The organism is Dyella sp. 2RAB6 (assembly GCF_052115385.1).
Taxonomy (GTDB): domain Bacteria; phylum Pseudomonadota; class Gammaproteobacteria; order Xanthomonadales; family Rhodanobacteraceae; genus Dyella_D.
The window spans coordinates 128,730-141,725 of the sequence record NZ_JBFRGP010000001.1 but is presented as its reverse complement, the minus strand read 5'-3'; the positions used below and the strand labels follow the sequence as shown (position 1 = coordinate 141,725).

At 65.2% G+C, this 12,996-nt stretch carries 12 protein-coding genes; 11 read left to right on the top strand and 1 reads right to left on the bottom strand.

Going from position 1 to position 12,996, the window contains the following annotated elements; genetic code table 11:
• Positions 1-8 precede the first annotated feature (8 nt).
• The 3 genes from AB4083_RS00695 to AB4083_RS00685 are packed head-to-tail and all read left to right on the top strand — an operon-like array spanning position 9 to position 1,514.
• Positions 9-182, top strand: a complete 174-nt coding sequence (locus tag AB4083_RS00695; RefSeq protein ID WP_441605828.1) for a DUF7210 family protein — start codon at positions 9-11, stop codon at positions 180-182.
• 3 nt (positions 183-185) lie between these two features.
• The gene (locus tag AB4083_RS00690) at positions 186-950 is read left to right on the top strand and encodes a hypothetical protein (protein ID WP_441605827.1); all 765 of its coding nucleotides are present in this window, start codon (positions 186-188) and stop codon (positions 948-950) included.
• A 3-nt stretch (positions 951-953) separates the two neighbouring features.
• On the top strand, positions 954-1,514 hold the full coding sequence (locus AB4083_RS00685) for a DUF6631 family protein (protein ID WP_441605826.1): 561 nt from the start codon (positions 954-956) through the stop codon (positions 1,512-1,514).
• A 122-nt stretch (positions 1,515-1,636) separates the two neighbouring features.
• Here the strand turns inward: AB4083_RS00685 and AB4083_RS00680 are convergent, their stop codons facing one another.
• Positions 1,637-1,903, bottom strand: a complete 267-nt coding sequence (locus AB4083_RS00680; protein ID WP_441605825.1) for a hypothetical protein — start codon at positions 1,901-1,903, stop codon at positions 1,637-1,639.
• Between the two features lie 39 nt (positions 1,904-1,942).
• Between AB4083_RS00680 and AB4083_RS00675 the strand changes: the two genes are divergently transcribed.
• The 8 genes from AB4083_RS00675 to AB4083_RS00640 are packed head-to-tail and all read left to right on the top strand — an operon-like array spanning position 1,943 to position 12,899.
• Entirely contained in the window at positions 1,943-5,287 is a 3,345-nt protein-coding gene (locus tag AB4083_RS00675) for a phage tail length tape measure family protein (RefSeq protein ID WP_441605824.1), read from the top strand.
• The gene (locus AB4083_RS00670) at positions 5,284-6,150 is read left to right on the top strand and encodes a hypothetical protein (RefSeq protein ID WP_441605823.1); all 867 of its coding nucleotides are present in this window, start codon (positions 5,284-5,286) and stop codon (positions 6,148-6,150) included. Before AB4083_RS00675 ends, AB4083_RS00670 begins: the two co-directional genes overlap by 4 nt.
• On the top strand, positions 6,147-7,103 hold the full coding sequence (locus tag AB4083_RS00665; RefSeq protein WP_441605822.1) for a hypothetical protein: 957 nt from the start codon (positions 6,147-6,149) through the stop codon (positions 7,101-7,103). Before AB4083_RS00670 ends, AB4083_RS00665 begins: the two co-directional genes overlap by 4 nt.
• On the top strand, positions 7,100-8,812 hold the full coding sequence (locus tag AB4083_RS00660) for a hypothetical protein (RefSeq protein WP_441605821.1): 1,713 nt from the start codon (positions 7,100-7,102) through the stop codon (positions 8,810-8,812). The genes AB4083_RS00665 and AB4083_RS00660 overlap by 4 nt, the downstream gene beginning before the upstream one ends.
• A complete protein-coding gene (locus AB4083_RS00655) occupies positions 8,812-9,603 on the top strand; it encodes a phage BR0599 family protein (RefSeq protein ID WP_441605820.1) in 792 nt (263 codons plus the stop codon). The genes AB4083_RS00660 and AB4083_RS00655 overlap by 1 nt, the downstream gene beginning before the upstream one ends.
• Entirely contained in the window at positions 9,603-9,833 is a 231-nt protein-coding gene (locus tag AB4083_RS00650) for a hypothetical protein (RefSeq protein WP_441605819.1), read from the top strand. Before AB4083_RS00655 ends, AB4083_RS00650 begins: the two co-directional genes overlap by 1 nt.
• The gene (locus AB4083_RS00645) at positions 9,830-10,033 is read left to right on the top strand and encodes a hypothetical protein (RefSeq protein ID WP_441605818.1); all 204 of its coding nucleotides are present in this window, start codon (positions 9,830-9,832) and stop codon (positions 10,031-10,033) included. The genes AB4083_RS00650 and AB4083_RS00645 overlap by 4 nt, the downstream gene beginning before the upstream one ends.
• A complete protein-coding gene (locus AB4083_RS00640) occupies positions 10,026-12,899 on the top strand; it encodes a hypothetical protein (RefSeq protein WP_441605817.1) in 2,874 nt (957 codons plus the stop codon). Before AB4083_RS00645 ends, AB4083_RS00640 begins: the two co-directional genes overlap by 8 nt.
• Positions 12,900-12,996 lie beyond the last annotated feature (97 nt).

The following is a 12,996-nucleotide window of genomic DNA, read 5'->3' as shown; positions in this document are numbered from 1 at the left end:
ACACCAACGTGAAGACCTTCAAGGTCACCCTCAAGAAGGAGCACACGCATGCCGGCGCGAGGCTCCCCGCCGAAACGGAGATCGATGTGCAGGAGCACGACAAGACCTGGCTGGAACAGAACGGCGTCATCGATCCGCCGGCGGCCACCACCAAGGGCGGCAAGATCGCCGAGGAGAAGTAAGCCATGAAAGACTTCAGCTTCCAGGGAAAGATCTACCTCGCCCAGCGCGGGGCCGATGGCAAGCCGCTGGCGCTTGCGTGGGTGGGTGATGCCAGCCAGCTGCAGGTGAAGCTCTCGGTGGATACCGACGAGCGCCAGGAGAGCTACAGCGGCTCGCGGCTGACGAGCGTCCGCCTGATCAAGGCACGCAAGGCCGAGTTCAGCCTCACGCTGAACTACTTCTCCAAGCTCAATCTCGGCATTGCCTTGTCGGCAACCCCGGTCGACGTCACGTCCGGTTCGGTGACGGCCGAGCCCACTCCCACCGGCCTGGTCGTCGGTGACGTGATCGCTCTGGACCACAAGGATGTCAGCGCGCTGACGATCACCGACAGCTCCGCCACGCCGAAGACCCTCGTGAAGGACGTGGACTACGCCGAGGAGTCGCTCGCGGGCGGACTGTGGCGCCTGCTGTCGGTGGGCACGCCGACGCCGTACACGCAGCCGTTCAAGAATGCGTACACGCACGCGGCGGAGGTCCGCTTGCCTGCGTTCACCGGCCCGACGCCGGAGCGCTACCTGGTGCTCGACGGCATCAACACCGTCGACGACAGCCGCGTGCGCGTGCGCCTGTTCCGCTGCAGCTTCAATCCGACGGACACGCTCGACCTGATCACCGACTCGCTCGGCACGCTGCAGCTGTCCGGCGCCGTGCTCTACGACAGCACCAACGCGGCGGACTCGAACATGGGCGGGTTCGGTCGTATCGAGCTTCCCTCGGAGACCTAACGCATGGCCAGGAAGTTGCGGAAGGACGAACCCAACAAGGCGCCGCCGAAGAGCGGCGCCGATGATCTTTCTGTGCTGCACCCTGACATGACCGTCTCGATTGCCGGACAGTCTGTGACGGTGCGCGAGTACGGGCTTCTGGAAGGGCTCATCGTTCGCGGCTATATGCGGCCCTTCACGGCCGATCTGGAGCGGATGCTGTCGACCGGTAGCGAGGTGCTCACGGAAGACGTTATGGACGCCATTGGATTGCACGCCCATCTCGTCCATCGCGCTCTGGCACAGAGCATCGCCGTGGCTGGCAACGAAGCTAGCGAAACGGACATGCAATGGATCGGCCAGCTTAAGGACCTGGACGGCGATCGACTGCTGAATACCTGGTGGGGAGTGAACGGCCTTTTTTTTCTCCGACAGGCCACTCGTCGCGTAGCGGAAAGAGCGCGACGCCAGGCCCTCGATGGGGCGACGTCTACGTTGTCCTCACCGCCGCCGGATTCGGACCCCCTGATCGACTCGGACGCTATACCGAACGGCAGCTCCAACTCTTCTACGAACGAACCGTAGCGCAAAGGAATCGCAGCAGAGCCGACCTCGTCGAGGCCATCAATCTCGGCTATGCCGGAAGCAAGAGCAAGGACGGAATACGCGACATGCAGGCGTTCATAAGCACGTTACGGAAAGACTGATCAGCCGTGATTCCACCACGCGGCAATGATCGATCCGACGAAAAGAAGGCTGCCGAACAGAAGTAGCGCAGTGGGGACCGCGCCTTTGGCCACGGGTCCTAAAAAAAAGCCAACCAACGCAATGAGGATGCCGATCACCATGACCAGCTTGAATGACTTTCTGGTCTGTTCGATCTGCACCGGAGCGATGGGCTTGCCGCAATTCGGGCAGGCCGGCGCGGCATCAGAAACCTGCTTGCTGCAGTCCGGGCATGCAATCAGTGCCATGTGCGTTTCCCCTGGGTCCTTGTCGACCGGAGTGTATCAGTGACCGGCCCCAACCTCGATGTTGCCCTGCGGATCAAGGCGGACCTGGATACAGCACGTAGCCAGGTCAAGGCCCTAAACCAGGACGTCTCGGATACCGGCAAGGCAGCGGACGCGGCGAATGCCGCGCTAGGGCGTTCCAGCCAGCGGATGGACGCGCTACTTGCTACCACCGCCCAGGTGGTGCAGGTCCTTCAGAGCATGGACGCCCGCCTGGCTACGCTGTCTCAAAGCTCGGTCCAGGCCGCACAAGCTACGGAGCAGGTCGAAGCGGGCGCCCACGCGGCGGTGACCGGTGTTCGCGCCCTCGCTGAGGCCGAGGACGAAGCGGCCGCACGAATCCGCGAGGTAATCGCAGCCTCCCGCGAGCAAGCTGCTGCGGCAACAGCCAGCGCAGCGGCATATGATCAGGTGGCCATTGGCGCCCGTCAGAACGCCTCACAGGTCGACGATGTTGCGCGATCCGTTGAACGCCAGAACGCGCAGATGGCGCGCTCGTCGGTTGCCGCCGCAGAAGCCGCTGTCGCCGAACGTCAAGCCGCAGGTGCGGCTCAGGACCACGCGGCGGAGCTGTCCGCGCTTCTTGGCCAGATCGATCCGACCATAGCAGCCCTGGAGCGTCTGGACGCACAGGAGCAGGAGCTGCAGCGATTCCGCAGCCTCGGTCTGATCGACGATGAGAGCTTTGCGCGGTTCCGCGGACAGATCGAAACTAGCCGGCAAGCTCTTGGCCGCATGGGTGTATCTGCCGGCCAGACTGCACAGGCCATGCGTCAGCTGCCAGCACAGATAACCGACGTGACCGTCAGTCTCGCCTCCGGAATGCCGGTATGGCTGGTCGCCATTCAACAGGGAGGCCAGATCCGGGACAGCTTCGGCGGCATTAGCAATGCGCTTCGTGGCGTAGCGACATTGCTCACACCGACTAGGGTTGGTCTTGGGCTTCTGGCTGGTGCCGTCGGGTTGCTATCGGCTGCTGCGATCGAGGGTTATCGAGATCAGCAGCAGTTGATCAATACCCTCATTGCCACCGGCAACTATGCCGCACTCTCTGCGTCGCAGCTGCGCATGGCCACAGACGATATCGGCCAGGCAACGGGCCAGTACGGTAGCGCCAGGGAGGCGATCGAGGCCTTCAGCGCGTCCGGCAAAGTAAGCGGGGAAACGCTGGTCACCGCGAGCCAGGCGGCCGTGGATTTCTCGCGTGTGACAGGCCAGAGCGTGGACCAGGCGGTAAAGGAACTTCTCCGCATTGCCGATGATCCGGTGCGGGCGATTCAGCAGCTCGATCAGCAGTACCACTTCCTATCCACCACGCAACTCCAGCAGATCACACAGTTGCAGCAGGAGGGAAATGCCACACAGGCTGTTGCAACAGCGTATAGCGCGCTGGCCGACACAATGGCTCGACGTGCCAAAGATGTGCAGGCGAACCTTGGCTATGTCGAACGCACCTGGACCTTCATCAAAGAGGCTGGATCGTACTGGAAGGACCAAGCGCTCGGACTCGGGGCGCAGTCGACTGGCGATGAGCGCCTTCTGGAGTTGCAGCGCGAAGCCAATAAGTGGGCGCGCCAGATCGAAGCTCTCAAATCGCAGCAGCAGACGACGACCGGAATTAGCATCGTCGACGACTTCGCGGCTTCATCCGCTCAGCAGGAGCTGAAGTACGCGCAGGACCAGTACGCCAAGGCAGCCAGCCTGTATAGGGCCGAAGAGCGGCGCCAAGCGCAAGAGGATCGTGATCGCGCCTCGGCTGCCACGGCGGCTCAAGTGCAGTCAGAGGGCAATGCGGCGGCTACGCGGATCGATCAACTGACTCTGAGCCTCGATCGCGCGAAGCAGCGGCAGGACGCTCTCAATAAGGCGGCTGCCGACCTCTACAAGATACATCTGGCCGGCGGAAAACTGCCGGAGGGCGTTAACTTCAACGGAGCGGCCGCTGATACTCCGCAAGGCGCTGGATGGGACAGGATCAAGGCGGAGATCGAGAAGCGTTACGCGGACCCGAAGGTCGCGACGCCAAAGCTCAACACGAAGGAAGCCGTCAACGCGCAACAAGAACTGATCCAGATGCTCAACCAGCTGCAAGGGCAGCTTGACCCTACTGCGGCGGCCTGGGCGAAATACAACGAAACCGTCGCCCGGGCGACGAAGCAAGCGGAGGAAGCCAAGAAGGCGCCAAGCGCCAACGTCGCCGGCATCGACGCTGAGCGCCAAGCGGTGATCCAACTGGCCGCCGCGATCCGTGCTGCGGACATCAAGCGCATCACGGATGAAGAGCGCCAAGGATGGGAACGGTTGCGCGAAAGCCTCCGCACGCCGATTGAGGTGGCCGTGGAGACCGCCACCACCCGCATCGCCGAGCTGAACAAATATCTTAAGGACGGCATCATCACTGCCGGTCAGTATCAGCAGGCTCTTGGCCGCACTGTGCAGGCTGGCTTCACCAAGCCGCCTCAGTTCTCCGGTCTGGCCCCGGAGGTGGGCGGCGCCTTCGGCGAGATCGGTAAGACCTTCGACGCGCAGAAGCAGCTGGAGCTGTGGTACCAGCAGCAGCTGCAGATCCTCAACCAGTTCCGCGCCCAGAAGCTCGGGACCGAGGCGCAATGGAACGCCCAGGAGCAGGCGCTGCAGAAGCAGCACGAAGATTCCCTGCAGCAGATCGTCGTGGCGCGGCAGACCGCCGAACTGGCGGCGGCGAGCAGCGTGTTCGGCAACCTGGCGGACCTGGCCAAGGCTCGATTCGGCGAGGAGTCGAAGAGCTACCGCGCCCTGTTCGCGCTGAGCAAGGCGTTCTCGATCGCTCAGGCGGCGGTGAGCCTGGCCACCAATGTCTCCAAGGCATCGGAGGCAGGCTTCCCCGCCAACCTCCCGCTGATCGCCGCGGCGTTCGCACAGGGCGCGCAGATCGTCGGTCTACTGTCCGGTGCCAGCTTCTCGCCCTCGGGCTATGCGACGGGTGGCGAGATCGACGGCCCGGGCACCGCCACCAGCGACAGCGTGCTCATTCGCGCGAGCCGCGGTGAATTCATGCAGCGTGCCGCGGCCGTCGATTACTACGGCCTCGACTTCATGCATGCCGTGAACAGCCTGCAGTATCCGCGCTTCGCTACGGGCGGGCTGATCGATGCGCCGCGCCTTTCGGTCTCGCCATCCCCTCGTGCCCCCGCGATTGCGCCGCCCGCCGGCAGCGCGGCGGCGGCTCGCCCGATCTATTTCCGCGCCGTCAACGTCGTCGACCCGGGCCTGATCACGGACACGATGGCCGGCCCGGATGGCGAAGAGGTGTTCATGAATTTCATCGACCGCAACGCGGTCAAGATCAAGCAGAGGATCGGATGACGGCTCACGTTGGTTTCGTCGACAACAGCAGCGGCTATGCGCACGAAGCGCTGCTCGCCGCTATCCAAACCTGGGCCGAGGCCGAGGGCTGGACCACCATGCGTAGCGGCATCAGCCCGGATAGTAGCGGCGCGCCTGGCTCAGCCACGTATCACAAGGAATGGATCGGCATCGCCCCGGGGCTGTCCGGCGGCGAGCAGATCATCGTGGGCTTCCGCACCTACCAGGACGCCAACAACGACTACTACAACCTCGCCGGCATGACGGCGACCAACTATGTCGCCGGCAATCTGTGGACGGCGCAGCCAGGCATCAGCATTACCAGCATGTGCGCACACAACCAGCGCATCGACTACTGGTGCCCGATCAATGGCCAGCGCATCACGATGGGGCTGAAGGTAGGCACGCCGGTCTACGAGTCGGGGTATTGGGGGAAAGCGTTCCCCACCGCGCCGCCCTCGCAGTTCCCGTACCCGGTGGTCTCCGCGGGCACGCTCCAGGGCATGCCGGCGGTGCGCTACAGCGACACGTCGCGCGTGTTCCCGTTCCAGGGCAACGTCAACAACATGCAGTTTCGCACCGTGGGCGGCGCCTGGACTGCTCCCTACGTCGGCCCGTTCAACACGGACACTGAGCAGTACCGAGACACCAATGGCAAGTATCACCTCACGCCGCTGGAGCTGATGGACAGCAGCGTGTGGCCCAGCGGGAATGTGTGGGCCTGGCTCGATGGTGTCTACCACATCACCGGCTTCAACAACGTCGTGGAAAACACCATCGTGATCGACGGCGTGACGTACCTGGTGGTGCAGAACATCTACCGGGTGGGCTTCAACAACTACGTGGCGATCGCACTGGTATGAATCACTACGAAGGCACCGTCACCAGCTTCAGCGATCTCCTCACGGCGATCGTCGCCGCCGCCACCGCCAACGGATGGACCTGGAACGCGTCGAAGGGCACGCTCGTCAACGGCAACTCGTCGGTGCAGCTCACGGCGAGCGGCACTTCCTACCTGCGCATTACGGGCGGTGTGGGCGTCGACGGCAGCGGCAACCTGGTCGCTGCCGCGCCGAACTACTCGCAGATGTATGGCGCGACTGCTACGCCGGTAGCGTGGCCCGTCAGCTACCAGATCTTCGTCTACGACGCGCCCGTCATGATCGCGGTGGCCATCAACCACAGCGTGAACTACTGGCAGTGGATGATGTGGGGCTTGACCGTCAACCTGGGCCTGACGGGCGCGGGCGGCGACGCGCCCTTCGTGTGGGCGTCGGTGCGGGCGGGCATCGGCAACGCGCCGAAGATCAGCATTAACCAGGGCGGCAACTCCGGCCAGGGCTCGGTCCCTCACCATCCGAGCATCCCGTTCTGGTCTGCAGACAGCCAGGGTGGCCAGAACGACGTCAACTACCGCAATGCCTGGCTGTACATGAACGAGCCGGCGAGCTTTACCTATAGCGGCGGCGCAGTGGGCTGGACGCCCGATGGCAGCTCGAACACGGTCACGTCGCGCACTGGCCCTTCGCTCGGTACCGCGCAGCGCCAGCCGAACGCCTGGAATGGCCAGTCGATTCTGATCCGCGTGCGCGTCCAAGCGATTCGACCGAGCCAGCTCAAGAGCTGGGTCGCGGAAGTGCCCCACATGCGCGTCATCCGCAACGACAACTACGACGACAACGCGGTAATCGCCCTGGGTGGCCAGCAGTGGAAGGTGATCTCCGCCCGCTGCAAGAACGCAGCCCAGAGTCAACGTGAAGGCGCCGATGCGGACCACAGCGGCACTTACGCGATCGCGATGGAGTACACCTCGTGACCGTGCTGGCCGGTATCCGTCTGGGCGTGGACGACTTCGTCGCGCCGCCCAACACCGCATCGGTGAATCTCAACACGTTCCCGATGCCGGCGTACCCGCCCGCGGTGTCGGAGATTCCGGGCTGGCGCTCTGGCGCGGGAACGCTGGCCACGCACTATCCGGTCGAGGCCAATGGCACGGCGCGCGACGGCTTCGCCCTACAAAGCTACGTGGAGGATTTCTACGACCGCATCCACGTGACGCCGGCCTTGCTGGATCTCGGCAACCTGGTCACCACGCAGGTGCGCCAGGTAAGCGTCTGGAACGCTTGGCGCAGCCGCAGCGCGCAGCTGCAACAGCTCACCGCGCAGGGCGCAGACGGTATCGCCATCACCGGGCAGGATGCCCCGCCGCTGACCTTCACGCCCCTGCAGGAGCGCGTGTGGACCGTGTCGGTCAGCACCAGTGGGCCGCCCAATATCGACGCAACGCTGTCGTGGATCTTCGCGGGCGACCCGCCGGTCAGCATGTCGATCCGCGGCAGCCGCCTGATCGCCTGGCTCACCCCGCCCAACTGGACCGACAGCATCACCGAGACGCTGACCTGGTCGACCGACGTGCAGCAGTCGTACAACGGCAACCAAGTGCGGCAGATCGTCCGCGCCGCGCCGCAGCGGCAGTGGGAGTTCGGCCTCCTGGCCGCCGGCATCGAGCGGACCGTGCTGGAGGCCCAGCTGTTCGAGTGGAGCGGCCGCGTGTGGGCGCTGCCGGTATGGGCGGAGATCTCGCTGCTGGCCAGCGCGCTGCCGGCGGGCTCGATGTCGGTGCCGGTGGCTACCACCGGCCTGGACTTCGCCGTGGGCGGCCTGGCCATGCTCTGGACCGACGTGCGTCACTACGAGCTGGTCGAGATACAGGATGTGGCCGCCAACGCCCTGCAGCTGCAGCACGCAACGGTCCAGGGGTGGCCGCGCGGCGCTCGGATCTACCCGTGCCGGACGGCGCGCCTCACCGAGACCGCCAGCCTTGTCAGGACCACGGACGCGTCCGTGACCAGCCGCGTGCGCTTCGAGGCCGTGGAGCCATGCGACTGGCCAGCGATCGCGCCGGCCGTCACCTACCTGGGCCTGCCCGTGCTGGAAGCGCGTGGCAACGAGCCGAGTGACCCGACGGCTACCTATGCCCGCCAGCTCGTCACCCTCGACAGCGACGTGGGCTTCGCCTATGTCACCGATCCGACCGACAAGGCATGGCCGACGCAGACCTACAACTGGCAGCTCTACGGCCGCGCCCAGCGCAGTGCGCACCGGAGCCTGCTGTATTACCTGCAGGGCCGCGCCGCGGCAGTGTGGGTGCCGACATGGACCACCGACCTGACGCTCCTCGTGAGCGTCATCGCCACCAGCCTGGTGCTGATCGTCGAGTGGACAGGCGTGTCGCAGTTTCTGGCGGGCAAGGCTGGACGCCGGCATATCCGTCTGGAAATGGTCGACGGCCGCGTGTTCTACCGCCGCGTGTCCACCGCGATTGACCTCGGTGACGGCACGGAGCAGCTCAGCATCGATAGCGCCTTCGGCACCCCGATCGATCCGGCGAAGGTCCTGCAGATCAGCTGGATGATGCTGGCCACGCTGGCCAGCGACAGCGTGGCGATCGAACACATCACCGATTCCGAGGGTCTGGCCAGCTGCGGCGTGACCTTCTCGGGCGTGCCGGCGGAGGAGCCGTAATGGGTTGGTTCGGACGAAAGAGTGAGCTGTACGACTGGCAGCGCGGCCCCCAGCACTGGCGCTACACGACTGACGATCGCCCGCAGATCTACCTGCAGCAAACCTATACGCCTGTCGCGGGCATGAAGCGCGGCTCGATCAGCGAGAGCAACGAGCCGAACAAGAACACGCTGGACGTGACCGTGCCGGTGGACCTGTCCTTCCTGGACCTGTTCCGCGGCCGCACGCCGACCGAGCGCCTGCTGCTGACCGTGTACGAGCGCAAGCGCGACAACAGCGTCGTGCGCCGCTGGATCGGCGAGATCGGCAACGTCACCTGGTCGGACAGCAAGGTGGTGCTACGGCATTTCCCGCCGAGCGCAAGCCAGACAACCAACGGGCTGAAGGAATGCTGGCAGAAGAACTGCCCGCACATGGTCTACAGCGCCGGCCTGGGCCTGTGCAACGCCGCGCAGGAAACGATGCGCGTCAACGCCACCGTCAGCGCCGTGTCCGGCAGCGTCGTGCAGTCGTCGGCGTGGGCGGCCAAACCGGATGGTTGGTTCGACGGTGGGTGGGTTCAGTGGGGCGAAGGCACCGCGATTGAACGCCGCTTTGTCATCCAGCACACGGGCGACACGCTGACGCTGATGACGCCAGCGCTGCTGCCGGTGGGCACGGTGGTGGCTACTTACCCGGGCTGCGACGGCACCATCGATACCTGCATCAACAAGTTCGGCAACTGGCTCAACTACGGCGGCTTCCCGTGGTGGCCGACCAAGAACCCGATGGGCAACGAGGCGATTTACTGATGTGGTGGATAGTCATCATCTTGGTGGGCTCGCTGCTGGCGGTGTACGCCGGTATGGCGCGCCCCAAGTCCGTGGCGCCGCCCAGCCTGCAGGACATTGACGTGCCATCGATCGAAGACGGCAAAGAGATCTCCGACGGCGGCGGCACGTTCTGGATCACCGACATCATGATCCCCTGGTACGGCGACCTCGATACGAAACCGATCTATAACAAGGGTGGCGGCAAGTGAGCGACCTGGTCGTGACCATGCGGCACGTACGCGCCGCCAAGCTCTGCTCGCGTGGTGCGCGCGCCTGGTGCGAGGCCAATGGCTTCAGTTGGTCGACGTTGCTCGATGGCGGCATCGCTGCCGAGGAGCTGGAACAGACCGGCGACCCGCTCGCGCTGCGTGCCGTCGCCGCAGCTCGCGAGGAGGCCGCGCATGGGTAAGAGTTCGAAGTCCATTATCCAGGGCTACTGGTACAAGCTCGGCATGCATATCGGCCTGATGGCCGGTCCGGTCGACCAGGTGCGCAAGATCGTCGTCGGCGGCAAGCTGGCCTGGTCCGGCTCGATCACGGGCAACACCAGCTTTCGCATCAATAACCGCAACCTGTTCGGTGGCGAGAAAAAGGAAGGCGGCCTCGATGTGGCGGTCGACGTCTGCATGGGCGGTGCCGATCAGGGTCAGAACGCCTACCTGAAGTCCCAGCTCGGCGATCACCTGCCTGCCTTCCGCGGTCGCCTCGCCTTGGTGGTGGTCGGCTGGATCGGGGCGATGAATTACTACGTGAAGCCCTGGAGTGTGCAGGTCTCCAAGTTCACGGCCGGGTGGCGCACGCCGGTATGGCGCGCCGATCTGTGCCAGATCGATCAGGGCATGAATCCAGCCCACATTGCCTATCGCGTGGTTACCGATCCGGTCACGGGCCAGGGCCGCGATCCGGCGGACGCGCTCGACCTCGATCGCCTGGCCATCGCCGCGCAGCAGCTCAAGGGCGAAGGGCTAGGCGTGTGCCTGCGTTGGACCAAGAGCGACGCCACCGGTAACTTCATCGGCACGCTGTGCGATCACGCCGGCGCGGTGTGGGCAGATGATCCGTCGACCGGCAAGCAGTACATGAAGCTGCTGCGCGGCGACTACGACCCGGCGCTGCTGCCCATCCTGGACGAGAGCAACATCGTCGCGTTGACCAGCTTCGAGCAACCGCTGCTGACGAAGGACACCGTCAACCAGATGACGGTCACCTATCGCAACCCGGAAACCAACCAGGATGTCACGCTCACCGTAAAGAACGCCGCCAACGTCCAGGCCCAGGGCGGCGTGGTGGTCAACCAATCGGTGGAATACAAGGGCGCTTGGAACGGCGATATCGCCGCGCGCCTGGCCATGCGCGACCTGCGCGCCGCCAGCGCATTGCCGGCGAAGCTCAAGCTCAGCCTGCAGTCGCCGACGATGGCCGTCGTCAACGGCGTCCTGCAGGAGATCGAGATCCGCAAGGGCGAGGTCTATGCCTTCTCCTGGGCCAAGCTCAACCTGGCCGGCATGCCCATCCGCGTGCTCGACATCGATCGCGGCACGGCGGCCGATGGCAAGTTGACGCTGACCTGCGCGCAGGACGTGTACGCGCTGCCGAGCCAGACCTACGTGGTCGACCAGCCGTCGCAGTGGGTCGAGCCCGATCTGACGCCCAAGGCGGCGCCCGCGCAGATGCTGTTCGAGGCGAGCTACCGCGACCTGGCGGCGAACCTGCGCGCCGCCGATCTGCAGCAGGTGCAGCCCGATGACGGCTACGTCGGCGCCCTGGGCGCCAAGCCGACGTCAGTGAGCTACGGCTATGCGCTCCACACCCGTACAGGCGCCGCGGATTTCACGGAGCGCACCAGTGGCTGGTTTGCGCCGACCGCACTGCTCGCGACGGCCATGTCGGCGGAGCCTGGCCCGACCGTCGTCACCGTCACCAGCGGCCGCGATCTGGACAGCGCGCAGGTGGGCATGGAGGTGGCGATCGGCACGGAGCTGTGCCGCCTCGATGCCATCAACGTCGCCGCCGGCACCATGACGCTCGCCCGCGGCTGCGTCGATACGCTGCCAGCAGCGCATGGCATCGGCGCCCGCCTGTGGGTGTCGGATGGCTTCACCGTGTCCGACCCGACCGAATGGGTGGCCGGCGAAACGGTAGACGGCAAGCTGATCACGCGCAGCGGCGATGGAGACCTGGACCCGAGCCTGGCGCCGATCAGCAGCGTCACCATGAATCGCCGGCAGATCCGCCCATACGCGCCTGGCAACGTCACCATGAACGGCGGCTCGCCCTGGGGCACGCCGGCCCTCACGGGGCATATCACGCTGGCCTGGTCGCACCGCGCGCGCGTCCTGCAGGCTGACCAGCTGGTCGACCACACGCAGGGCAGCGTGGGGCCCGACGCCGGCACCACGTATACGATGCGAATCTACGATGCCGGCAACGTGCTGCTGCAGACGCTCAGCGGCATCACGGGCACCACGGCGTCCTATGTACCCTCGGCGGAAGGCACCTACCGCGTGGAGCTGGAGGCGAGCCAGGGCGGCTACGTCAGCTGGCAGCGCTACAGCTTCCCGCTGACGATCACGGCGCTCGACGTAGTGAACCCGCCGTGGGCGAACGTCTTCTCGCTGCTCCATTTCAACGGCACGAACGGCTCGACCACGATCACTGACCAGGTGGCCACGTCGACCTGGTCGGCCAGCGGCGGCGCGCAGCTGAGCAGCGCATGGGCGCAGTTCGGCGCCACATCGCTGAGCCTTGGCGGCAGTGGCTACGTGGCCTCCACGCTGGCGGCGTCGGCCTGGAAACCCTTCACCGACGGCGTGGCGGCCTGGACGATCGAGGGGTTCTTCCGGCCAACCACGTCGGGAAGCACCGTGTGCATCTTCGACTGCGGCGGCATCGGCACCGACACGATCGGCATCGGCCTCGATGTCATGGCCAACGGCAAGCTCGACTTCGTGTGGGCCAAGGGCACGAGCGGCACCTACTGCGCGCGCATCACCGGCGGCTCGGTCTCGGTCAACGCGTCGCACTACTTCAAGGTGTCGTTCGATCCCGCCCGCGGCGCCGGCACCAAGCTGCAGCTGTACATGGACAACGTGCTGATCGGCCAGGTCGACCCGAGCGCGCCGTCCTCCAGCAACCCGAGTTCGGCGATCAGCATCGGCAGGTATGTGGTGGGCAACAGCCTGTTCTTCACCGGCTACATCGACGAGCTTCGCTTCACCCAGGGCGTGGCGCTGCCTGGCAGCACGATCCCGTCGACGCCGTTCCCGGATAGCTAGTTAGATCAGAAATCAGGGCACCGGGCTGTTGGAGCAGCCCGGCCCTCTCCACGGAACAGGACGTGGATCGGCAAGACCCCTAGCGACGCGTCGCGGG